The sequence below is a fragment of the Citrobacter sp. Cpo071 genome (genome assembly GCF_030332765.1).
Taxonomy (GTDB): Bacteria; Pseudomonadota; Gammaproteobacteria; order Enterobacterales; family Enterobacteriaceae; genus Citrobacter; species Citrobacter portucalensis.
This window is the reverse complement of sequence record NZ_JAOWHE010000087.1, coordinates 297,139-322,659: the sequence shown is the minus strand read 5'-3', so window position 1 is coordinate 322,659 and position 25,521 is coordinate 297,139. Positions and strand designations below refer to the sequence as shown.

General features: G+C 50.8%; 16 protein-coding genes. 7 read left to right on the top strand and 9 right to left on the bottom strand.

The genetic code is table 11. The features are described 5' to 3' along the window. The first annotated feature begins 177 nt into the window (after window positions 1-177). The 4 genes from OGY09_RS24370 to OGY09_RS24355 all read left to right on the top strand — a co-directional run bounded on the left by OGY09_RS24370 (window position 178) and on the right by OGY09_RS24355 (window position 3,210). Window positions 178-759: a TetR/AcrR family transcriptional regulator gene (locus OGY09_RS24370; protein ID WP_032942632.1), complete on the top strand. Its 582-nt coding sequence runs from the start codon at window positions 178-180 to the stop codon at window positions 757-759. Next, a complete protein-coding gene (locus OGY09_RS24365; protein ID WP_008784040.1) occupies window positions 759-1,127 on the top strand; it encodes an MmcQ/YjbR family DNA-binding protein in 369 nt (122 codons plus the stop codon). Before OGY09_RS24370 ends, OGY09_RS24365 begins: the two co-directional genes overlap by 1 nt. 119 nt (window positions 1,128-1,246) lie before the next feature. Then, window positions 1,247-1,900 (top strand): oxygen-insensitive NAD(P)H nitroreductase, encoded by a 654-nt coding sequence (gene nfsB / locus OGY09_RS24360; RefSeq protein WP_003831162.1) that lies wholly within the window; start codon window positions 1,247-1,249, stop codon window positions 1,898-1,900. 65 nt (window positions 1,901-1,965) lie between these two features. Further along, entirely contained in the window at window positions 1,966-3,210 is a 1,245-nt protein-coding gene (locus OGY09_RS24355) for a mechanosensitive ion channel family protein (protein WP_032942630.1), read from the top strand. Window positions 3,211-3,213: 3 nt separating this feature from the next. On the opposite strand, the gene OGY09_RS24350 is transcribed toward OGY09_RS24355, so the two are convergent. From OGY09_RS24350 to OGY09_RS24325, 6 genes are all read right to left on the bottom strand, one after another. Beyond that, on the bottom strand, window positions 3,214-4,194 hold the full coding sequence (locus tag OGY09_RS24350; protein WP_003831159.1) for a LacI family DNA-binding transcriptional regulator: 981 nt from the start codon (window positions 4,192-4,194) through the stop codon (window positions 3,214-3,216). A gap of 77 nt (window positions 4,195-4,271) precedes the next feature. Then, window positions 4,272-5,423 (bottom strand): Gfo/Idh/MocA family protein, encoded by a 1,152-nt coding sequence (locus OGY09_RS24345; RefSeq protein ID WP_111465954.1) that lies wholly within the window; start codon window positions 5,421-5,423, stop codon window positions 4,272-4,274. Further along, the gene (locus OGY09_RS24340) at window positions 5,420-6,448 is read right to left on the bottom strand and encodes a sugar phosphate isomerase/epimerase family protein (protein ID WP_032942624.1); all 1,029 of its coding nucleotides are present in this window, start codon (window positions 6,446-6,448) and stop codon (window positions 5,420-5,422) included. Before OGY09_RS24340 ends, OGY09_RS24345 begins: the two co-directional genes overlap by 4 nt. A gap of 15 nt (window positions 6,449-6,463) precedes the next feature. Beyond that, window positions 6,464-7,705 carry an MFS transporter gene (locus tag OGY09_RS24335; protein WP_032942623.1) on the bottom strand — a complete coding sequence of 414 codons (1,242 nt, stop codon included), beginning with the start codon at window positions 7,703-7,705 and terminating at the stop codon, window positions 6,464-6,466. 180 nt (window positions 7,706-7,885) lie between these two features. Then, on the bottom strand, window positions 7,886-9,280 hold the full coding sequence (pheP, locus tag OGY09_RS24330; RefSeq protein ID WP_008784036.1) for a phenylalanine transporter: 1,395 nt from the start codon (window positions 9,278-9,280) through the stop codon (window positions 7,886-7,888). 146 nt (window positions 9,281-9,426) lie between these two features. After that, complete coding sequence (locus OGY09_RS24325) at window positions 9,427-10,512, bottom strand: YncE family protein (RefSeq protein ID WP_032942622.1); 1,086 nt, start codon at window positions 10,510-10,512, stop codon at window positions 9,427-9,429. Window positions 10,513-10,811: 299 nt separating this feature from the next. Here OGY09_RS24325 and OGY09_RS24320 point away from each other — a divergent pair, with 299 nt between their 5' ends. From OGY09_RS24320 to OGY09_RS24310, 3 genes are all read left to right on the top strand, one after another. After that, window positions 10,812-11,987, top strand: a complete 1,176-nt coding sequence (locus tag OGY09_RS24320) for a coiled-coil domain-containing protein (protein ID WP_032942620.1) — start codon at window positions 10,812-10,814, stop codon at window positions 11,985-11,987. 617 nt (window positions 11,988-12,604) lie between these two features. Further along, complete coding sequence (locus OGY09_RS24315; RefSeq protein WP_008784033.1) at window positions 12,605-13,183, top strand: helix-turn-helix transcriptional regulator; 579 nt, start codon at window positions 12,605-12,607, stop codon at window positions 13,181-13,183. A 197-nt stretch (window positions 13,184-13,380) separates the two neighbouring features. Beyond that, on the top strand, window positions 13,381-22,725 hold the full coding sequence (locus OGY09_RS24310; protein ID WP_032942618.1) for an autotransporter outer membrane beta-barrel domain-containing protein: 9,345 nt from the start codon (window positions 13,381-13,383) through the stop codon (window positions 22,723-22,725). Between the two features lie 144 nt (window positions 22,726-22,869). Here OGY09_RS24310 and OGY09_RS24305 read toward each other — a convergent pair whose 3' ends face one another. From OGY09_RS24305 to OGY09_RS24295, 3 genes are all read right to left on the bottom strand, one after another. Next, complete coding sequence (locus OGY09_RS24305) at window positions 22,870-23,637, bottom strand: putative bifunctional diguanylate cyclase/phosphodiesterase (protein ID WP_003831149.1); 768 nt, start codon at window positions 23,635-23,637, stop codon at window positions 22,870-22,872. 100 nt (window positions 23,638-23,737) lie between these two features. After that, window positions 23,738-24,319, bottom strand: coding sequence for a helix-turn-helix transcriptional regulator (locus tag OGY09_RS24300; protein WP_003831148.1), 582 nt, complete (start codon window positions 24,317-24,319; stop codon window positions 23,738-23,740). A gap of 21 nt (window positions 24,320-24,340) precedes the next feature. After that, complete coding sequence (locus OGY09_RS24295) at window positions 24,341-25,036, bottom strand: flagellar brake protein (protein WP_008784030.1); 696 nt, start codon at window positions 25,034-25,036, stop codon at window positions 24,341-24,343. Window positions 25,037-25,521: the final 485 nt, after the last annotated feature.

Here is a 25,521-nt window from a genome sequence, read left to right as displayed (position 1 = left end):
ACGCGCCCCCTTTCCGCTGGTTTGCGCGACTGACTCTTGATTATGAGTGAGTAAGCACTCATTATAGAAATCGAAAGTTCTCCGTCAAGATGATTTTCAATCTTTGACATTCGCCGTTGCGGCGCAGCAAACGCCGTGATTCAATCATGTTTTTTACAGACTTAAGGGTAAAGTGTAGTGGCTCGTCCGAAGAGTGAAGACAAAAAACTGGCATTACTGGAAGCTGCAACCACAGCATTTGCACAATCAGGTGTTGCGGCTTCGACCGCCGTGATAGCCCGTAATGCAGGGGTTGCGGAGGGAACGTTGTTTCGCTATTTCGCGACCAAAGATGATTTGATCAACGAGCTTTACCTCTTTTTGAAGCAAGACCTTTGTCAGTCGATGATGGCAAACCTGGATCGTTCAGTGACCGATGCCAAAACCATGACTCACTACATCTGGAACAGCTACATTAGCTGGGGCCTGAACCACACCTGCGGGCATCGCACGATTCGTCAGTTGGCCGTCAGCGAGAAAATAAGCAAAGAAACCGAACAACAGGCTGACGATATGTTCCCGGAACTGCGCGATCTTTGTCATCGTTCCGTACGACCCGAGTTTATGTCTGACGAATATCGCGCCTTTGGCGACGCGCTATTCCTTTCTCTGGCAGAAACCACCATGGAGTTCGCCGCCCGCGACGCTGCCCGCGCAAATGAATATATTTCGATGGGGTTTGAAGCCATGTGGCGCGCCCTGACCCGCGAGGAACAATAATGGACGGCCAGACCCTACCTGCCTGTGCGAAACGCCTTGCGCTTGAATTGCCTTTTACCGAACACTGCTGGCCTTTCGGCCCGGAATACGATGTCTTCAAGGTTGGCGGTAAAATTTTTATGCTGGTCACGGAGCTTCGCGGACGGCCGCTTATTAACCTGAAATCCGATCCGCAAAAATCACTGTTAAACCAGCAGATCTACCCCAGCATTAAGCCCGGCTATCACATGAATAAAAAGCACTGGATCTCGGTCTATCCTGGTGACGATATTACCGAGTCATTACTGGCAGAGCTGGTGAATGATTCCTGGCACCGCGTCGTCGACGGCTTGCCGAAGCGGGATCAAAAACGCCTGCGTCCAGGTTGATTTATCGCTAACCCCGATAAGTGTTTTTGCATTTTCCTGTCTTATCTTTTTCCTGCTAACCCTGTACCCTGCTGAAACAAAACGCACCCGCAGGGTATGGAAAATCACCAGGAGTAGTTATGGATATTGTTTCTGTCGCCTTAAAACGTTACTCCACTAAGGCATTTGATCCGAATAAAAAACTGACCGCTGAGCAGGCCGAAAAATTAAAAACGCTGCTGCAGTTTAGCCCGTCCAGCACCAACTCTCAGCCATGGCACTTTATTGTCGCCAGCACTGACGAAGGTAAGGCGCGTGTGGCTAAATCCGCAGCCGGCGGCTTTGTATTCAACGAACGTAAAATGCTGGATGCTTCCCACGTTGTGGTGTTCTGCGCCAAAACGGCGATGGATGATGCATGGCTGGAACGCGTGGTGGATCAAGAAGAAAGCGATGGTCGTTTCGCCACGCCTGAAGCGAAAGCCGCAAACCACAAAGGCCGCACCTTCTTTGCCGACATGCATCGCAAAGAACTGAAAGATGACAACCACTGGATGGCAAAACAGGTGTACCTGAACGTCGGTAACTTCCTGCTGGGCGTTGCGGCGATGGGCCTGGATGCTGTGCCGATCGAAGGCTTTGATTCAGCTGTCATGGATGCAGAATTTGGCCTGAAAGAAAAAGGTTTCACCAGCGTAGTGGTGGTTCCTGTGGGTCATCACAGCGTAGAAGATTTCAACGCCGCGCTGCCGAAATCTCGTCTACCGCTGGAAACGACGCTGACGGAAGTCTAATCCTCCGCATTTGCATAAGCTCCGCACAGCGGTCATCATAGACCGCTGTTTATTAAGGAGACATTATGCAGGAATTGATATCTCAGGTAGAAGAACTCGGCATTGAAATAAATCACACCACCTCGCTGGTGATGATTTTTGGCATTATTTTTATCACCGCCATTATTGTTCACGTTATTTTGCACTGGGTGGTATTACGCGCATTTGAAAAGCGCGCCAACGCCAGCTCCCGCCTGTGGCTACAAATCATCACGCAGAACAAGTTATTTCACCGGCTGGCATTCACCCTGCAGGGTATCATTGTCAATATACAGGCCGCACTCTGGCTACAGAAAGGCAGCGAAGCCGCAGAAATATTGGTGAACTGCGCACAGCTGTGGATCATGATGTACGCCCTGCTGTCACTGTTTTCTCTGCTGGACGTTATTCTCAATCTGTCGCAAAAACTCCCTGCTGCGTCGCAATTGCCGCTAAAAGGCATATTTCAGGGCATCAAGCTAATCAGCGCAATCCTCGTCGGAATATTGATGATTTCCCTGCTGATTGGCCAGTCACCGGCAATACTGATAAGCGGTTTGGGTGCAATGGCCGCCGTGCTAATGCTGGTGTTTAAAGACCCTATTCTCGGTCTGGTGGCCGGAATACAGCTCTCCGCCAACGATATGTTAAAGCTTGGCGACTGGCTCGAAATGCCGAAATACGGTGCCGATGGCGCGGTCATTGATATTGGCTTAACCACCGTCAAAGTGCGCAACTGGGATAACACCATCACCACGATCCCCACCTGGTCCCTGGTATCAGACTCTTTTAAAAACTGGAGCGGAATGTCGGCTTCAGGCGGTCGGAGAATTAAACGCAGCATCAGCATTGATGCCACCAGCATCCATTTTCTTGATGAGGATGAACGTCAGCGGCTGCATAAAGCCCACCTGCTGAAACCGTATTTAACCACACGTAACCAGGAAATCAGCGAGTGGAATCAGCAATTAGATGCGCCTGAATCGGTATTGAATCACCGCCGGATGACCAATATTGGTACCTTCCGCGCTTATCTGAACGAGTATTTGCGTCATCATCCGCGTATTCGCAAAGATATGACGTTAATGGTGCGCCAGCTTGCGCCAGACGATCATGGTTTACCGATTGAAATTTATGCCTTTACCAATACGGTGGTCTGGCTTGAATATGAAAGTATTCAGGCTGATATCTTCGACCATATATTTGCCGTAGTCGAAGAGTTTGGCTTGCGCATTCATCAGTCGCCTACCGGAAACGATATTCGTGCGCTGTCTGGCGCGTTTCAGCGATAAAGCTCAGGTACTGGCGCGTGAAATATAGCGCCAGTCCATCATCACCCTTTCCGTCTGCGCGTCAGGATTTTCTATTTTATTCAGCAATAATCCTACCGCTTTGCGGCCTATATCCCGTGAGGGCTGCTCAATGGTCGAAAGCTGTGGAGAAACCATTTCTGCCAGTTCCGTACCGTCGAAACCAACAACGGCGATATCCTGCGGGATCTGTAATCCGGCATCGAAAATAGCGCGCATCGCACCAGCGGCTAGCGTGTCCGATACGGCAAACACCGCGTCGGGTTTCACCTCTGCGGCAAGTAGTGTTTTCATCGCCGCAATTCCTGCACTGGAACTTAATTCACTGGCATATTCCACAGCCTGATATTCAAGCGACAGCGCATGCAGCGCCGCTTTATAGCCGCGTTCGCGCAAACGAGCATATTTATAACTCAGGTCATGATTGATTAAGGCAATTCGTCGGTAGCCCTTATCCACCAGGTGAGATATTACCGACTGTGCGGCGTCAACATCGTTAATCCCCACGCAGGAAACCGCGCCTTTGTCAGCATATTCCGCGCACTGAACCCAGGGCGCATCGCCAATCAGCGTAGTCAGTTCCGGTAATTTGGAGAATGCATCCATGGTGATAATGCCATCGACGATTTTCCCCGACAGGAGCTTCAACGCTGATTTTGAGCGGGCTGTATCCGAGCCGGAATTACACAGTAAAATGCGATAGCCATTCTTCTCCGCCTCCTCTTCAATGCCTTTAACAACCTCTGCACAAAAAGGGTTGGCGATGTTGGAAACCATCACCAGAATCATCGAACTACGTGCCGTACGCAGCTGACGCGCCAGCAGGTTGGGCTGATAATTGCTTTCTTTAATAGCCTGTAGCACGCGCTCGCGATTTTTGGCTTTGACGGTATCACTGTGATTCAGCACACGCGATACCGTCGCCACCGACACACCGGCAAGCTGGGCGATTTTTTGAATAGACATAACGACGACACATCCTGCGGTTTACGCTTTGCGTTGAGGCTACCATAAAATCGCCGACTGGCGAACCGGATGCGTGTTTAGCGCTGTACTGATATCCAACGCTGCTGCTGATGGCTTTTTATAATTGCATCAATGATATACATCACATCCGCACCATCAGAAAAAGACGCAAATCGACGCTCCGCCGTCGCGGGCATTTTGCCTGCCAACACCGCCTGATAAAACTGCTGCATCATATTCTTGAACGCATCCGGCCAGCCTTCAATATGCCCACCCGGAAAGTGCGCACTGGCAGCTACATCAGCATTCATCAATCCAGGGTCGTCCGTCAGGATCTGGTTCGCCTGCTGACGATGCCCAACCCAAAGCTGTTGCGGCGTTTCCTGATCCCAGTGCAGTGAACAGTGGCTACCGTTAATTTCAAAGCTCAGGTGATTCTTGCGCCCTGCACTCACCTGCGAAACGCTAAAGCAGCCTTTGCTGCCATCATCAAAACGTACCAGCACCGATCCACGATCTTCCGTCGTAACCGCTTTATCCTCAAATTGCACATCAGCCGTTTGCTGGCCAAACGTAGCGTTACTGGCAATGCTGGCTTTACGTACCGGCCAGACGATAGCCAAATCGGCCATCACCTCGACAATACGTTTTCCAGTCACGAATTGCACCGTATCACACCAGTGCGAACCGATATCCGCTACCGCCCGTGAATCGCCGCCCTGTGCGGCGTCGACCCGCCAGTTGTAGTCAGTCTCCAGCAGCATCCAGTCCTGCAGGTAGCTCCCCTGTACGGCAAACAGACTGCCCACGCTGCCGCTTCTGACCATACTGGCCGCCTGCTGCACCATTGCAAACTGGCGATAGACAAAGCTCACGCCGTGCACCACTCCAGCCTGCTGTGCCAGCGTTTCCAGTTCACGAGCCTCATCCGGCGTCATACACAGCGGCTTTTCTGAAAACACGTGCATACCCGCGCGTAAAATCTGCCGATTGATGTCGGCATGCAGATGATTCGGTGTACAGTTATGCACTACCTGCAGTCCGGGATGCGCCAGCAGCGCTTCAACGCTGCCGTACGCATGAGGAATATGAAGAGCATCTGCGCGTTCCTGGGCAACCGCCAGCGAGCTATCACAGAGCGCCACCACGTTCACACCGCCGAGTCGACGCAACGCCTCAATATGTGCAGGCCCAATAAATCCGCTGCCAATAATGCCAACCTGTATCATTTGCGTACCTCATCGCCAGCGGCGAAATCATCAAATGCACGTGCAGAAACCGGAATAATATGGCGGCGTATAAAATCACTCCCCTCACGCGCCCCGGTTTGCGCGTCTTTCAGGCAACACTCCCATTCCAGCACCGCCCAGCCAGGGAAATCATATTGTGTGAGCTTGCTGAAGATCGTTTTGAAATCGACCTGCCCGTCCCCCAAAGAACGGAAGCGCCCGGCGCGATCGAGCCACGGCTGATAACCGCCATAGACACCGCTGCGGCTACTGGCATGGTACTCAGCGTCCTTGACGTGGAACGCTTTAATACGCGAGTGATAGACATCGATAAACCCAAGATAATCCATCTGCTGCAATAACAGATGGCTCGGGTCATAGAGAATGTTGCAGCGAGGATGATTATCAACCAGCGCAAGAAAACGCTCGAACGTCACGCCATCGTGCAGATCTTCGCCGGGATGGATCTCAAAGCAAACATCCACCCCATGCTGATCAAAGCGATCGAGAATCGGTCTCCAGCGGCGCGCCAGCTCCAGAAAAGCCTCTTCAAAGCGCTGACGATTATGCGGTGGCCACGGATAAAAGAAAGGCCAGGCAAGCGAACCTGAAAACGTGGCATGTGCCGTCAGCCCCAGTCTTTGCGAAGCCGCAGCGGCCTGGTGTAAGGTTTCGATGGCCCACGCCTGTCTGGCCTGCGGATTAGCGCGTACAGACGGCGGAGCAAATCCGTCAAAAGCGTCATCGTAAGCCGGATGGACGGCAACCAGTTGACCTTCAAGATGGGTAGATAATTCGCTAATCACTAACCCATATCCGGCCAGCATCCCGCGAATATCATCACAATAGGCCTGACTTACAGCAGCTTGTTCGACATCAAACAGCGACTTGTGATTACACGGGATTTGTAATGCCTTATAGCCCAGCTCCGCCGCCCATTTTGCCACGCCTTCCAGAGTGTTAAATGGCGGGCGATCCCCAATAAATTGCGCCAGAAAAATGCCAGGCCCCTTGATGGTTTTCATAACCCCTCCTGAAAATTACGCCTGCTCTTTGTCGTCATACTTGAAAGAGAAAAGGAAAATCAGGGCAATCACTGCGGCAGCGACTGCCGGGATCCACCAGAATGTGGTCCACGCCTGAGGCACGGTTTGCCCCGCCACCAGCCGGTTGTAAAGTGCGCCTGAAATTTGCGAGCCCAGCAGCATACCGATCCCATAGGTAAACATGACGATCATGCTTTGCGCCTGACCTTTTACTTTTTCCCCGGCGATACGATCGGTGTAAATAAAGCCGACCACGAAGAAGAAGTCGTAGCACACGCCGTGCAGCAGAATGCCGAGATACAGCAGGAATCGCCCCTCTTCGCTGATGCCGAGGGCAAAAAATGCGTAGCGCACGAACCAGGCGCACATCCCGATTAACAGCATGTATTTCACGCCCAAACGTCTGAACAGGAACGGGATCACCAGCATGAAGAATATTTCAGACATCTGACCAAACGACATCGCCGTACTGACGTCGCCGACGCCCGCATCAGCAAGAAACGACGCGGTATACGCGTAATAGGTTCCCAACGGTACAGAGATAAGCGTCGCGCAGAGCGAGAAGACAAAAAAGTGACGGACCTTGAGTAAGGCAAAAGCATCCGCACAAAACAGATCACGAACTTTCACCGGCAGTCCTTTCGCCGGTGCAGGCGTGTTGGGCAGCGTCAGGCTGTAGAGCGCCAGAATCACAGAGATAATCGCCGCCAGCGTAAAGATGCCGGTGGTGTCCGAAATTCCGGTTACACCGATAAAGATCCCCGCGACAATCCAGCCAATGGTGCCAAACACCCGCACCACCGGGAAGGTTTTGTCCTTATCCGACAGGCTATGAAAAGCAATATTGTTGGTAAGCGCCAGCGTTGGCATGTAGCACAACGTGTAGCCAAACAGCAGACCAATCAACAGTGCACCGTTTTGCGCCACCAATGCCTGCGGAACAAACCACAGGATTGCCGCGCCAGCAAGGTGCATCACCGCCATCACCTTTTGCGAGGCAAAAAAGCGGTCTACCAGCATCCCTAAGACGAATGGCGACAGAATAGAGGCAATGGGCCCGGCTGAGAACGCATCGCCAATCAACAGCGACATGTTGTGCTGGCTCATCACCAGCCCCAGCGTGACGGACCAACTTCCCCAGATAAAGAACTGTAAGAACATCATTAGCGACAGCCGGGGGACCAGCAGCCGGTACTGTACGCTCTGTTTTCCACTACTTTCGGTTGTTGACACCATTTTTTGCCCCACCCTTAAAAAGTAATCGATTACAAATTAGATTCAATAGAAAAGTAATCGATTACAAAATAAAGATCCTGTCAGCAGCAGCAAAATTGCGAGAACGGTCACGATAAACGTTGAGTGAGGATCCGATCCCACCCTGACGATGGGATCGGTAATAACAAGATCGGTAGAAACTTAGCGGGACTTACGACGCAGCAGTTTGAAGGCAACAAACAGGAACAGGATCCACACTGGCAGCAGGATAGCTGACAGGCGCATCTCATCCATCGTACACATCAGCACCAGAATCATGCCAAGGAAAGCAATACACAGGTAGTTCCCTGCCGGATACAGCAGCGCTTTAAACTGCGTGTCACGTCCCTTACGACGCATCGCCGCCCGGAATCGCAGATGTGCCAGGCAGATCATAATCCAGTTCAGCAGCAGCGTCGCCACCACCAGCGCCATCAGCAGGCTAAAGGCCTTTTGCGGCAGCACATAGTTGATGAGTACCACCAGCGACGTAATAGCACCGGAAAGGATCAGTGAGTTCACCGGTACGCCGCGACGGCTGACGCGGGTTAAGAACTTCGGCGCGTTACCCTGAACCGAGAGACCAAATAGCATACGGCTGTTAGAGTAGACGCCACTGTTATACACCGACAGCGAAGCCACCAGGATGACAAAGTTCAGCGCAGAAGCCACTACGTTGCTGTCGAGATTATGGAAAATCATTACGAACGGGCTGCTGTTGGATTTCACTTCCACCCACGGGTACAGCGCCAACAGCACCACCAGAGAACCGATATAAAACAGCAGAATACGGTACACCACCTGGTTTACCGCCTTTGGAATGCTTTTCTGTGGATCCTGCGCTTCCGCGGCAGTAATCCCGATAAGCTCCAGCCCGCCAAAGGAGAACATAATCACTGCCAGCGACAGAATTAATCCGTTCCAGCCGGTAGCAAAAAAGCCGTTGTAACGCCAAAGGTTATCGATGCTTGCATGTTCCCCGCCATTACCGGAAAACAGCATCCACACGCCAAAACCAATCATGCCGATAATGGCCAGTACTTTAATCAGCGCAAACCAGAATTCCGTTTCGCCATACAGACGTACGTTGACCAGATTGACGGCGTTGATGATCACGAAGAATGCCGCGGCCCAAATCCAGGTCGGAACATCGGGCAACCAGTACTGCATGTAGATCCCTGCCGCTGTCAGTTCTGCCATGCCGACCAGCACAAACATCACCCAGTAGTTCCAGCCGGACAGAAAACCCGCGAACGGTCCCCAGTATTTATAGGCAAAATGGGCAAACGATCCGGAAACGGGTTCTTCGACCACCATTTCGCCCAGTTGACGCATAATCAAAAAAGCGATGATCCCGGCAACGCCGTAACCCAGTAACACCGCAGGTCCCGCCATCTGAATAGCCGGGCCAATGCCCAAAAACAGGCCGGTACCAATTGCGCCGCCCAGCGCAATTAACTGAATATGGCGGTTTTGCAACCCTCGTTGAAGCGTCGGCTCGTTCGTCGACGCGGCATCAGACACGCTGGTGTCAGATGCAGTTGACGCGTTTTTCACGCCCTTCCCCTGTGTGGTTTTTATTGAAGGGGCTTCTTTTAACATTTCAACCTGGTTGTCGCAAGGCGCAATCGATTGGATACGCCGGGCTTCCTTGCCCAACGCACCGAGGCTCGGGAGAAAAACAATAGAAAGAAGGCGAGCTGTTATTGTTTATTCAGGTCAATACGTACCACGTTATCTGGCGCAGATGTAGAGTGGTCTTTATTAAATTTCTGTTTCACGGTGACAAACAGGGTTTGCCCATCCGCCGAGAGCAGCAAGCTGTTAGGGTTAGGTGGTAAATCCCAGCTTTTCTTCACGCTGTAATCGGTCGCATTCAGGCTGAGCAATTTCCCTGAATCACGCTGGGTAATATAGATTTCGTTGCGTTTTGCGTTAAATTTCACTGCCAGCGAATCACCCACATCCAATTTTTTCAGCAGCTTACCGGTATGGATATCCAGCACCAGGGTAGTTTTCGCTTTCGAGTTGTCGGTGACAAACAGGCGACCCGTTTGTGCGTCCTCCGCCATATTCAGCAACAGCGCAGGTTGTTCCCCCAGCGGTTGCCAGCGTTTTTCTACGCGCTGATTACGCGGGTTGATAACAAGAATTTCACCGCCGCCGTTAGCTGCATAAATTCGCTGCGTCACTTCTGAATAATGCAGTCCGGTCATCCATTTGCCCGTATTTTTAATGCGGGTTTTTAGCTTCAGGGTTTCAGCGTCAACCACCCAAATCACCGCCGGATCCGCCACGGCACCAATATAGAGCAAACCGTTATGCAGCAGCACCTGGCGCGCACCATACGGGAAACCTTCTGGGTTACGTTCCGGGAACAGTACGCGATTTTTCACTTTGCCGTCAGCGGTATTCAGCGCGCTCAGGCCACCATCCAGTGAGTTGGTGACATACACTGTTTTACCGTCCGGCGAGATAGCCATACCAAAGTTTTTCATATCGGTATGACTCAAGCCGAGCGTTTTAAGCGTTTTTGGATCCAGCTTGTAAACCACGCCGCCCTGCACATCTTTAAATCCTTCGGCGCTGGCAACGTACAACGCATCCCCTGCCGGGCTAAGCGCCATTTCATATAACCCATCCGCCAGCGCGCGTTGTTGCACATCACTGACGGCAGGTTGCGCTGTTTTTTCCGTAACGCTGTCGTTGCTGGCTGGCGTGGTATGCGCCGCACAACCGCTTAACGCCGCAGCAATAAGCAATGCCAGCGCGGATGTTGTTTTTTTCATTGTCGGGATCCTTACCAGAAGTAATACAGGGAGTTAATAACAAAAGAGAATGAGAACTATACGCATTATCTTTACTGAATCAAGAATAATTACCCGAGAGTAAAAAACATGAAACAGAGGTTTGAAGATGCAGACAGGTGCGCGCGACTTCCGGTTTTTCATAATTACAGTGAATTATTCTGGACGAAAAGGCATCGCAGGCCACAGAATGCGCTTTACTGTTTTTCTAACATTTTCAAACGGGTGAACCTGTTGTACTTCAGCCACTCGTTTTTTAGCCAGGCCAGGCAACGACTGTCATGAATAAGATCATCAAACGACTGGAAATCGTCAAAAGCGCTATTGAACTGGAAGATGAGGAGATTATTTTCCAGCAGGTGGCGCATCTTAAAAATGAGCCTTTGTCAGTCGTACCTGGCACCATTGTGCAGGCGATCGAAGAACGACGCTTTGGTGATGCCCTGCGTGAAATCTCGGCCTGGCTGCAATCTCAACGGGCAGTCTCTACGTGGCAGGATCCCGCCATTGCCGCCAGTAAGCTGGAACTCAAAGCACTCGAAACACAGCTGCGTGACCTGATAGATAAGCGCAACACGCGCATTCAAATCCTCGATGATTTCAACGATCTGTATCACCTTCGTCTTGGACCGCTGATGAGCCGCATTCTCGAACTGCGTAAACAGCTCGCCGCCAGTGCCCAGCGCAAACAGGAAGCGGAGCGAAAACGCCGGGAAAAAGACTATCAATCCTGTCAGCACTATATTTCCCAGGCTGTTGATCAACTGGCCAGGCTCAAGCAGCACTGGATGAACCAGAATTCAGATTCGCGCGAATCGGTGGAAACACGCCAACGTATTCAGCAGCAAACTGAACTGATTACCGCCCTGCTGGCGGAGATTCGTGAGCTGGAAAACGACTTTTCTCGCCAGGACGACAGCGCAACCCGTCAGGCACAGGAAGAGGCCAGCCATGAATATGATGAATATCAGGAGCAGCAGCAGGATGCACAGCATCGTTTTAGCCGTGACCAGCGGCTTTCCTCTGATGAACGTAATGAGTTAAAACGCCTGTGGCGTCAGGCAAGCCGTCTTTGCCACCCGGACGTGGTAGCCGATGATCTGAAAGAGAAAGCGCATCAGATGATGGTGCAGCTTAACCAGGCGCGCCAAAATGCCGATCTTGCCGCCGTCCGGGCGCTACTGACTCAATTGCAAAGCGGCCTCGAACCGATGATGGCGAGTGACCGATTGAACGATTTGCAGCATTTACGCAGCAAAATACAGCAGCTCAGAGAACAAATTAACGCGCTGCTCAAAGAGATTACCGAACTGGAAGCCGAGAACGCCTGGCGGCTTGCCACCTCCGTGACTGATAAAGAAGCCTACTTCTCCGATCAACAACGGGCGCTTACGGAAATCCGCAATACGCTGGAACAGCAGGTACATCAGGTTGAACAGGAACTGTTGGCAGGCTAAGCCCTATCAGCAATAGCAATCAGAAAAAACAACCTCTTCAAGTGAGTTTTTAAAATTAAGCACAAAAAGCTAAAAATAGGATAATTCCCTAAAAACCTCACAACGCTAAGAATTATCAACCTGGATACTCGAGTTTCAGGTCGATAACTGCAAATTTAGCGATATTTCTCTCTTCCCCTCGACGTCCCTTCTCTTTATCCTGGTCTTGATTAAGAATTCTCCTACCCACCAGTAAGCCCATTAAGAAAAACGTATATCCATCTGAAATATAATGTTTTTCATGTAAATTCCCTCCAAAACAGATAGGAATACCCTGTCTTTATAGAAACCACTCAATCATTATTCATGCGATTCATAAGCGAAATCTATCAATCATTTACGCAGAGCTGAAATAAACGATTTATCTTAAATTTTAACAAAGTGTAATATCTACTTTAAGAATAGTTAATGATTCTAATAAATACAGAGAATATCTGTTTAATCTGGAATTAATAAGGATACGTTCACAACACAGAACGTAATACGAGATTTAATTAACATTTCACGCGTCGCAAGAAACTCTTTTTTAACCTACAAAAAGAGGCGGCTGCTTGCACCAAAATTTCAAGGAGATCGTTATGTCAAAGGCTATTTTTTTGGGTGACTCAATTTACCCTTGGCTAGGCATGCGAGAAATCCTACGTGGCTCATCATTATATATTGATATCGCGTATTACTCCTCCCAGACGCTCTCTGCTGTCAAAATGCTTCCTTATGAAACGGATTGCATCATCATTAATCCTGACAAATCAGATTTTTTAAAATATGCCAGGATTATCCGCAACATGGCTTTACGACCTGTCACCAAAATTATTGTTTTGGCAGATGAAGCTACTTTTACTCTTTTTCAAACCGTTTGTGGGAAGAACATGCTGTTTCTTGATCAAGATGCCAGTCTTGATCGGCTACACCATGCCGTTACACGTATCACAAAAAACAATAACCAACAAAATATCAAAGCATTACACAACAAGATCACAGCAAACGAATTCAACGTAATGATGATGCTTGCACGAGGATGGTCACTGACACAAATCGCCGGGGCATCACAAAAAAGTGAAAAAACCATCGGGGCGTACAAAAGCAATATTGCCAGAAAACTCGGCAAAAATAACACCCGGCTCAAGTACACCATTTCTCACTATAGCCAGCCGTAACTGACTTATTTAAGGACAATTATCACGGTTATTATTTAAAAAAAGTTTTCTTTCGACTCGCTTTTTAATTCCGCATCGCACGGAAGGAAACCCTATTCCCAAAAATCTATTACCGGGTAGCACATCCGCGTGCCAACCATAGCCAACAACTCAATGTATTAACACATGCATAACAGGAATGTAGACGAGGGTTATATATGAACAAAGTTTACAGCATTATTTGGAACGCGGCGCTCGGTATCTGGGTGGTCGTTTCTGAATTAACCAAAGGAAAGAAAAAAAGCAGCTCGCGTAAAACGGTTGCGGTATTAGCAGCGGGTGCATTAAGCGCTGCTTCAATGCAGGTTTCCGCTGATCCGATTATCGATATCGGTGATCACAATATTTTCACCGACTACCAGGCAGGTATTTCCGTTGGGGATTATGCGGGTATCCACGACTACGGATTCTTATATAAAGATATCACTGCTGGTCAGGCGCTCAATATCAGCGGCGCGATCCCAACGATCAGTCCGGGTCAAAGTGGCGTTGTTGAATCAACGACCATCAGAGAGCTGCTGCAAACCGGCAAAATCACTCTTAAGGCCACCAGCCCTGACCAGAGCGTAAAAACGATTACTAATGCTGAAGAGCTGGCGGAATACCTGACGTACAACCGGTCGTCGACGCCTTCACAGAGCACAGAATTCTCTATTAACGACCCGGCATTTCCTGGTGAGCCAGCATCAATTAAAGTCTTTGATACCCAGGAGTTAAGTAGTTTTCTTACCGAATCACAGATCGGCGATTCGGTATTAAACACCTTCGATCCAACGTTGTCTAAAATCTATAAACAATTTGGCATCGCGCTGGCGACAAATGGCTCCATAGCCAATCTGGATATTGGCAACGACACGCTCAATGTCCGTGACAAAGCCAATACTATCGAGTTGCTGGCTAAAGACTCCTCCTTGCTGGAGGCTCAGGACGCAGGTAGCCAGGTTAACTGGCAATCCGATAACTATATAAAATTTAACGCCGCCCCAGTTATCCCTGAAAAAACGTTCGCCGGTTCAGCGCAAACCTCCGTGTTTGGCGATGATGTAACACTCATGTCCTACGGCTATGATGCAGACGGTAAAGTAGTCGAAACGGGTACGCGCACATTTAACATTACCAGCACGCAGGAGCTGGCCGATTTTAACGACTGGCTGTTGGGTAAAAGCAGCGACGCAGCAGAAAACCCTGAAGGGCAAAAGGTCAGCCAACTGCAGTTGTGGCTGGATGTTGAAAACGGTGATATCACAACCGTCACCGCCGCGCAGACAAAATACGCGGAGCTGATTGATGGCTTGATCAACTCCAGCAAGTCTTCAGACGTGCTTACCTGGGATTACGACGTCTGGACCGACGGCTTGTCGCATAGCAATAACGCGACCGCTGGCCGCGGTGAGCTGCATGCTATTTACGCCAACGGTGCAGGCACCTCCGGCACCCTGAACAAAGATGCGATTATTGCCGTTGACGGCAGTATTAACGGTGTCATGAAATCCCTTAATGGCGGGGTTATCACTAACCTTGGCGAGCTGAACGCATTACGCACGTCTACCGGGCAGAGTCTGGCGATTGGCATGCTGGCAAAAGACGCAACGGCAACCAACAACGGGATCATCAACTCCGGGCTGTTTATCGACAAAGACGGCAATCAAAACGTCAACAGCTATGGCGCATTTGGCATGCAGGGGCAAGGCGCCAGCCAGATAGCAAACAACGGCACCATTAACCAGGCGATCACCACCGATAACTTTGGTACCGCGTCGGCAGCAGATCCCTGGAGTAAGGATGAGCCAGATTCTTCGCTGACGCTGGCTATTGGCATGCAACTGTCTGACGAATCGCAAGGCGTCAACAACGGCGATATCAACGTCGTGGACGGGCGCAAAAACGGTGCATCCTTTGCCAAAGGCACCGCTTATGGCGTAGAAGTTGCCGGGAATGCCACTTTCACTAACGCTCAGGATGCCTCAATTTATCTTGGTCGCGACGCAAGCGATCCGTCTAAAGATGTCACGATGGCTGGCGGCTCTAGTCTGAGCGCCGGGATCATGACCAAGAGTGCCAAAGAGGTGATTAACAACGGTCTGATCACGCTGGGAACCGGCATACGCAACGCCGCGGGGATTCTGGTCGGAAATGCCACGGGCAACGTTCTCAATACCGGCAATATCGTGATCAATGGAGGTTCTGACGGGGGCAGCAGTAAAAACTACGGCATCTCCGTACGCGACAGCGGCGCGGAAAATAATCAGGAAATCCGCAACGACGGCAAGATTAACGTAAATGGCACCAACAACGTGGGGATCCACGTTAGCGCCAATAACAAAAATGCCGAAGTCACCACCAGCGCTGCGGGCTCTATCGTGGTGGACGGAGAAGGCGGCGTCGGTAACCGTAACTACGCTATTTGGGCTGAAGGTGGCAGCAGCGGCCAGGCAGTGGTCAACGTTTACTCCAACATTACGCTGGATAAAGCCGGTAACATCGGTGTGCACGTACGTGATAACGCCATCGCTAACGTTGACAGTCTTAGTAGCCCGACATTCAACAACACCGATCAGATTGGTTATTACCTGTTTGGTAAAGGCGCTACCGCCAACATTGGTCAGGCGGTGATGAATGACAATGGTCAGGATCGCACCACCATTTTCCGTATCGCCAATGGCGCATTGCTGGCCGGTAACACGACTAACCCGAAAGATCAGTCCAGTTCCAACCTTGATCTTACCCTCAACGGTAAGAATTCCGTGGGCGTTCTCGCCACCGGCGCTGGCAGTAGCGTAGATACTGGTGAAGCAACGTTTGCCGTTAAGGGCAGCGACTCAGCGGCACTGGTAATCGAAGGCGGCGCGAAAGGGACCATCAGTGATAAAACCACCATCAATTTAACCGGCGAAAGAACCATTGCCGGGGTTGTGGATGGTCAGGCTCACCAGTTGAATGGTCGCACGCAGGGTGATCCTACTAGCACCACCCTCACCTCGAACGCGAAGATTACCTCTGAAGCTAGCGGCAATGAGGTTATCGCCTATGTGGCGAGGAATCAGGGCAACCTGATCCTGGATACCAACTCGATTATTGATCTGGCCAGCGTCGACAGCATCGGTGTTGATGTTCAACAAGGCGGGAGCTTAACCAATAACTCTTCCAGCGCTCTGCATGTCAGCAACGGCATCGGTGTTAGAGCTTCAGGTGCCAGCGCACAGATCAATACACTGGGCAAAGTTCAGGTTGATAATGGTACTGCCGGGGTTCTGCTCACCCAAGGAGCCAGCCTGCTAATTAACGGTATTTCTGGCGACAGTATTACTACCGATGGCACCGCTGACGGTATTCGTCTGGCCGAAGGCGCTGGCGCTCTGTCCGCGCAAAATGTGGAGATCAGTGCAAAGGGTGACGGTGCTGGCATTCAAAACGATGCTAACAATAACAATATCCTGTTACGAAACGTCACCATAAACTCCAACGATGGCGCAGGCATCCGCACCAGCGTGGCGTTGACCATGACCGATAAAGACAGCGCTGGAAATATCCTCAACGTCAACGGGAAAGGTACCGGCTTCGCTTTTGAACAACGCGATGGCGGCTCGGTGACGGGCGATCTGACCATCGGCAAAGGCTACACCATTGAGGTGCTGAACAGCGAAGGCAGCGGGATTCGCGCTAATACCGACGGTAATGTCACCACCAATGCCGACATTAACGTGCATAACGACGCAGGCGGTTCGGCGATCATCGCGAAAAACGTCAGCGCCTTGACCAACAGCGGCAAGATTATCTCTGCCAGCACCACCTCACCGGTAATTGACGCCAGCGGCGACAGCAGTAAAACCATTACCAACACGGGAACCCTGCAGGCCATCAACGACACGGCCGTGGCCATTCAGTCCGGCAAAGGCAATGACACCATTGATATCAGCGGCGGTGTAACCAGCGGCGTAATCAATACCGGCGAAGGTGCGGACATCTTTAACTGGCGTAGTGGCTCCTATGCGGGTGAAGTGAATTTCGCCGGTACTGGCGGTAACAATAAAGCCAACATCGGCAATGTGACGCTGGATAAAACACGCCACATCACTACTGAAGCTGGTAGCGGCAACGCCCTCACCTTCACCGATACAAAAGGTGCGAAGATTGGTACGCTGGCGAGCGACAATCTGACCACTGGCACCAACATCGGCACCGGCTGGGATTCGCTGACCATCAGCGGCTCAAACGCGGATGTCCGCGTCGTAGAAAACCTGACGCTGGCAAGCAAAACCATTGCCGTAAACAATGGCGCAACCCTGAGCACCGGCGACCACGTCGAGCCGACCAGTACTGCCGCAAGCATTGGCGATTACAATGTTACGACCCAGGGCACAGGCAGCCGAGTTATCTTCGATACCCAGGGTGATGCTTCAGCGGCGCAAATTTATCGCGGTATCATCAGCGGTGACGGGAAGTTCGAACGTGCGGCGGGCGGTACCACGATCTTCACCGCTAACAATACCTACACCGGCTCTACCACTATCGCTCAAACCGGTACGCTGCAGTTGGGTGACGGCGGAAATACAGGCGAAGTCAGCGCCGTGTCAGACATTATCGACAACGGCATATTGGCGATTAATCGCGCCAACACCGTGCTGCTCAACGGCGTGATCTCAGGTATTGGCGCGCTACAGCAAATCGGCGGCGGCATTACCCGTCTGAACGGCAATAACACCTATACCGGCGACACCACCGTTACCAACGGCACGCTGCTGGTGAATGGCGATCAAAGCGCGGCGCGCGGTGCCACCACCGTTAGCGGCACGTCCACACTTGGCGGTAATGGCACTATCGGCGGCAACGTGCTGATGAACGATGCCACGACCCTCAGCGCCGGTGACGGTGGTGCGGGTACGTTATCCATTAACGGTAATCTGCAGCTTGGTAGCAAAACGACTTCCGCTTTCGAACTGGGTCAGGCCTATACGCCAGGCGGCGCGCTAAACGATCTGATTAACGTCGCGGGCGATCTGCAACTGGACGGGACTCTGGATGTCACCACTTCACAGGGCGGTAACTTCGGACCGGGCGTGTACCGTATCTATAACTACGGCGGCACGCTGGATAACCAGACGCTGGAATTAGGCGCAATACCGGACAGTCAGGATAAGAGCAATATTTTTGTCCAGACCTCCATCGACAAACAGGTCAACCTGGTGAACGCCAACGGCGTTACCCTGCAGTTCTGGGACGGCGCAACCGTCAATCAGAGCCACGGCGCGTCGGGTATTGAAGGCGACAGCAAAATTGACGGTGGCGATGGCAAATGGATGGCAATCGGCAGCCAGGGTGATAACAACTGGACCACCGCAACCGGTGAAGGTAACGCCCCTTGGGCACAGAAGTCCTTCGCCGTCTTCACCACCAAAGGCGGTACAGTTACCGTGGACAACGCCGCGGGAGAAGTTAACTTCTCCGGGGCACAGTTTGATGCCGATGGCTATGTCGTTAAAGGCGATGCGCTTAACGCGTATGCCACCACTGAAAACGCGACCCACGCAGGCCAGACGCCGGGAACAGGCGAACTGCTGCTGCGCGTTGGCGCCGGTGGCGCGGGGCAAAACTATACCGCGACCATTGAGTCTGTTATCCGCGAAGCCAGTACTGCTGACAAGCTGACGCTGGTGAAAACCGACCTTGGCCGTCTGATCCTCAGCGGCGATAACGAGTATCGCGGCGGCACGCGCATTGATGGCGGCACGTTGCAGATCTCCTCCGACAGCAATCTCGGCCAGAGCGGAACTGACCTGGCAATCAATAACGGTTCAACGCTGCAACTGGGCGCGGACCTGACCAGCAATCGCACCATCGAGCTGGGAGCGAATGAGAACGCAGCGGTGTTCGATCTCAATTCGCACCACTTCACGCCAACCGGTGAGATTACTGGCGACGGTAAACTGAAAGTCACCAGCAGCTCTAGCGATGCGGGCAGCACCTTGTCGCTCGACCGCGCAAACAGCTACAAAGGCGACACAGAAATTGCCGGTACCGGAAACGCCAACAATGTGACGGTCAACGTCAGCAAAACCGGAGCCTTTGGCAGTAACGAAAGCAGCACCGTGAACGTCAATAAGGGCGCGACGCTCAATGTCAGCGGGACAGATACCAGCCTGAAATCCCTGACTATGAACATCGCCGACAGCCTGTTAACGCTGGCAGATAACGTCACCGCAGCGAGCGCAATGCTGAACCTGACGGGCACGGCGAAAGCGGTGTTAACCAACAACGCCACCGCGGGCAACGCGACGGTTAACGTGTCAAAAGACAGTACTCTGGCGCTGGAAGAAGACGCCAGCGGCGGCAATGCCACCGTGAACAACAGCGGGCTGATGACCTTTGCTGACCTGGCGATGGCAGAAAATACCGTCGTTAAAAACCTGGTGGGCGGTAAGGTCGATATCAGCGCAGTCGACAGCGCAACATCGATCGGCTCGTTGTCCGGCGCGGGTAATGTCGAACTGGGCAATAAAGAGCTGTCGCTGGGTAATCTGCATCTTGATGACACCATCAGCGGCATTATCAGCGGCAACGACGGCAGCCTGGTGAAAATCGGTGACGGCACGTTAACGCTGACCGGCGACAACACATACACCGGCACCACGGACGTCAATGAAGGCGTACTGCTGGTCAACGGTAATCAGTCTGCGGCTACCGGCCAGGTGACAGTGAAATCCGGGGCAACGCTCGGCGGTAACGGGATTATTGGCGGCGCGGTTGATGTGCTGGACGACGCTCATATTACCGCAGGTGCGGCCATCAACAGCGTGGGTAAACTGACTACCGGTTCGCTGACGCTCAGTGATAACGCACAGCTGGATTATCAGTTTGGTCAGGCTTACACCCCGGGCGGTGCTTTCAACGACTTGATTGATGTAAATGGCGATCTGACGCTCGACGGTAAGCTCAACATTGAAACCTCACCGGGCGGCAGCTTTGATGTCGGCGTCTATCGCGTCATCAACTACACCGGCACATTGACCAACAATGTGATGGATATTGCTAACGCGCCGGAAGCGGCTGACAGCCTGTACGTGCAGACATCGGTGAAAAATCAGGTCAACCTGGTCAACCACGCAGGACTAACGCTGCGCTTCTGGGACGGCACCGGCGGTGAGAATGGCGAGCTGAAAAACAACGGCGTCATCAACGGCGGCGACGGTATCTGGCAATCCAGCCAGGGTAACGACAACTGGACGACCGATGAATCAACGCCGGAAGGCGCGCTGAACGCACCGTTTACCGATGCCGCGTTTGCCGTCTTCCAGGGTGAAGCAGGCAACGTGACCGTCGATAACAGCAAAGGCGACGTCATCATCAGCGGCGCGCAGTTCGCCACCGATGGTTATCGCGTGGGTGGCGAAGCCATTACCACCGATACGGCCAACACCCTGATTCGCGTTGGCGATGGCACAGTAGACGGCGCCAACTACACCGCGACTATCGACAGCGTTATCCGCGGTACCGGCGGCCTGAATAAAGGCGATCTCGGTACCCTCATCCTCACGGGCGACAACACCTACAGCGGCGGAACGACCATCACCTCCGGGACGCTGCAGGTAGCGGGCGATACCAACCTGGGTGCGGCAGATACGGGAATTACCTTTAATGGCGGTACGCTGAAGTATGGCGAAGCGTTTGATACTGCCCGTCAGGTGACGCTGGAATCCGGCGGCGGGACATTCGACACCAACGGACATGACGTTTCTCTGCTGACTGAAGTCGAAGGTAACGGTCAACTGACCAAAACCGGTAAAGGCTCCCTCACCCTGACGCTGGATAACACCTACACCGGTGGCACCACCATCGAACAAGGCGTTTTACAGCTGGGTAACGGCGGTGATATCGGCAGCATTCAGGGGGATGTCGTTGATAACGGCGTACTCAACGTCAATCGTGGCGATACCCTGGCGCTGACCGGCAATATCAGTGGTAAAGGCCAGTTGCATCAGACCGGTAGCGGCATTACCGAGCTGCAAGGCGAAAACAGCTACAGCGGCGCGACGTTGATCGCCAACGGCGTGTTGCAAGCGGGTAATGCCAACACCCTGAGTAGCGCATCGCACCACTATGTGGTCGCAGACACCACGTTGAACACTCAGGGTTACAACCAAACGGTAGCGGGCCTGAGCAACGGTGGCGATGTCTCGCTCATCGGTCAGCAGACTGGCACAACCTTAACCGTCAAAGGGGATTACACCGGCGAAAAAGGGACTATCAACATGGCGGCTATCCAGAATGGTAGCGGCTCAGGCATTGCCGACCGTCTGATTATCGATGGCGGTAAAGCCAGCGGTAGCACGCTGCTGGATGTCGATGGTTCTGGTCTCGGCGCGCCGACCATTGGGGATGGTATCGAAGTGGTGACAGCGCTCAATGGCGCAACCACCACCGCACAAACGTCGCGGGATGCCTTCCATCTTGCCGCCGACCGTATGGCTGCTGGCGCATTTGAGTATCAACTGCATGCGGGTAATGCTCAAGGTCAGGGTGAAAACTGGTATCTGAGAAGTGAATACCGTCCAGAAACCATGCTGTATTCTGGCCTCGCCAGCGTCGTACGTCAGGGTGATCTTAGCCTGTTGGGTAACATGCACCAACGTATGGGTGACGAGGTTAAACCGGGCATTGATGAAGACAATCGCGCGTGGGCAAGAATGATTGGCTACTCCGGTAAAACCAAACTGGATGACGCGGCCGGTACGCAAACCAGCTCCCATACCATGGGCATTCAGGTCGGCGTTGATATGTATGCTAACGAAAGCTGGAAAGCCGGGATGTATACCAGCATCCTTGATATCGACAGCAACGTGAAAGGCACGAAGACAGGCAGCGATGGCAAAGGCGGTAACATCGACGACAACGCATTTTACGTCGGCGGCTATGCTACCTGGTTCTCGGGTGACGGTATGTATGTTGATAACGTCCTGCAGTACGGTAACCATAAATCCCGCCTGGAGGCGACCGGTAACAACGGCTCGTATACGGTCAGAGGCAACACGCTGACGGCGTCGACAGAGGTAGGTAAATCGTTCCGTTTAGGTGCCAGCGCATGGAGTCTGGAACCTCAGGCTCAGTTGATCTACCAGTACAGCGACTTTGATAACAGCACGCTGGATGGTGTGACCCCAACGAAAGTGAAAATGGATACTGCGGATTCCTTTACCGCGCGTCTGGGCGTGCGTCTGGTCGCTGACTATGACACCAACCATGGCAAATTCCAGCCGTATGGCAGGGTAAACGTCTGGCAGGGTCTGGGTTCAAAAGACAAAACGCACTTTACCAATGCGGTAGCCACCACCACGCTGGAATCTTCACAGCAGTACTCCAGCACTGAAGTTGCAGCCGGCCTGTCATGGTCCATCGACAGAAACCTGCAGGTCTACGGTGAGCTGGGTACGCAATTCAGCAACGGCGGCAGTAAATCGCAGGTAGAAGCGCCGGTCAATGCCTCTATCGGGTTTAAGAAATCGTTCTAAGCTGACATAAACTCACCAGCCCCCTGTTCTGCAGGGGGCTTTTTTTTGCCGTTCAAAGCCGCCTGATGCGCTACGCTTATCAGGCCTACAGACTGAACAGCAACGCGGAACAACCAAGGATTTGGGAAACGTGAAAAGGAGGGATTAACGATTATATTGTGCTAAGAGTGAAGGGATCTCTTCTGCCAGCACTGGGGGAGAAATGAAAAAGCCTTGAATTTTGTCACAACCAATCTGCATCAACCGCTCCAGCTGGGACTGGGTTTCCACCCCTTCGGCAAGAACTTCAATGCCAAAATTATGCGCCAGTGAAATAATACCCTCAACAATCTTTGTTGATCGGGTGTCGGGCTCAATACCGGTGACAAATTCCTTATCAATTTTTAAGGTGTCAAAAGGATATTTCAACAGGTAATTAAGATTAGCATGGCCGGTTCCAAAATCATCAAGTGCAAGCTTGACCCCTATCGCCTTTAATTCCGTCATATTTTTAGCCGCAATCTGGCTGTCACACAGCGGTGACGTTTCCGTGACCTCTATTTGGCATCGATGGACCGGCAGTCCGGAAGTGGCAAGATTTTGTCTGACGCGTTGGGGTAGCAGAGGATCGCAGAATTCAAGCGCGGAAATATTGACGGATAATACAATGGGGTCAGGCCAGGAAGTTGCAACATCCCACGGAGAGTGAGTAACCATATCTTCAATGGAAATAATATTGCCGCTATCTTCCAGTAAGGTAATAAAAACATCGGGAGAGATCATACCCATCTGAGGACTATTCCAACGCATTAATGCTTCAAATCCGCTTATACGCTGGGCATGCAAATTGAAAATAGGCTGATAAACCATATAAAGTTGACTGGTATTCAAAGCCTTTTCAAGCGCAGTTAGCACCTCATTGGAATTAAACATTCCCCTCTCCCTCTACAAATCATAAAATTAAAAACCAGTCAAAATCACTCCCAAATTGTATCTACTATTAGGTGTATTACATCAGAAAAGAATGGTCAGGTTAGGGTAAAAAAGACATACGATGGGTAAATCTGACAATTAACTTATTTAAATCAGAGGTATTGGTCAGGCCAAGTTTGGCGACGACTCTCATCTTATGTGCCTGAATCGTTTTATAGTTCAGGCTAACTAACTCAGAAATTTCTTTGGCTGTATAACCACTTACCAGTAAGTTCAGGATCTGCTGTTCTCTTTCGGTTAATCTCTTCTGCGAACGATACAGTCGGGGGTTCCATTTCCCGACTGATAATTTCGCCAATTGACCAAAATCGCGCAGTGAAGATTTTTCAGTCAAAACTATTGTTTTTTCGACATATAATAACTCTACGCATAATTTCGCCACCAAACTATCAGCAACAATCACCACGACGTTATTATAAAATTTGAATCGGTTTTTATTCAAAAACTGAACAATGTCTGAACACGCTTGTTCATTATCAATGATATTAAAAACCATGGTTTGATGCTGGCATAATGATGACTGATGCAACATATCCTCAAACTGGAATGTTTGTATCGGTACATGTTTGCTGGTCAGGTAGGCAAACATACCATTGCCCACAAAATTATCACTGCCACACATCAACATCCTGTTCACCGTTCCTTATAAGCTTCTAATCTTGTTACTCATTAAAAATTTAATAATGATTTTCTCGACTTCAGTCTCTTCACGACGATTTTTAAAGTCGAACTCACATGAGATCTGATGACAGGAATACAACTGGTTATCCTCATCAAATTCATTGATCGGGACGACATCGATCACTTTTAAGTCCAGTTGTAAACTGCCAAATGTATCGAAATCCAGAGATGCATTTTTAATCACCGCATCTTTATAAAGAAAACGGGCATTTACATCTTTAACGATTAACGCACAACCACCCTGCGAGATATTTTTAATCTTGAGAGAGTAGTTTTCTCCATTTTTGTAACGACCAAAACAGAAAAAGTCATAGCCCTTCAGGAATGAAAAACGCTGATTTTGTCTCTGCTGGGCAAAGAAAATCATATCCGGGATGAAGTAGGATAATCCAGCTTCCGCACCTGCTGACGAGGTTTGTTCGAACCTGGCACTAAATTTTACAATCCCGCTTTCACTGTGCAGGATAAAGTATTGGACCTTTTCAGGAACAATGTCTCCGTGTCCGGAGATGACAAACCGTTCGAAATCAATCTTCTCTAACTGCGTGATAACGCTACTGTCTCCACACAGGATTTCCAGTTTCGTTTTCTTATGAAGCTCTTCACGAAGGATAGCGATGATTTCAAACTTGTCTTCCTTTGCTAAGCCAAAGCTCATTCTAAAACCCTTATTTCCATATTTAAGATATGTCCCGCCTTTGGTTACTCACAAAACGCGAGATCAGCATCCACCCCTGGTGCTTAATTACCATAGTGGATTCCATGTCAAACAGTTGGTTAAAAATTAAGTTTTTAACTATCTTTAGTCAGTTATTGATACGTAAAAACATTTAATCAGGATTAATTCTAGCTCAAGCCAGGCCTAAAACCACGCGAACTTGCGTACTGGCTATAACAAAAGCGAATAACAAAATTTTTAAAATGAGGTTTTGAGATAACAAATAGCAAGAATTGTACAGAAAAAAAATAAAGCTATCATGATGGAGGGGCTAAGCAACATGCGGGTTGGCGTGCTATCGCGGGGGATAAGAGAAGATGTTTACTGCACTCTATCATTAACTAAAAATATAGCCCTGACTCGTTATGCTTCTAAATTGAATAATTGCAATTTATATAGCTTAATAAATTTACCTTAAGTCAGAA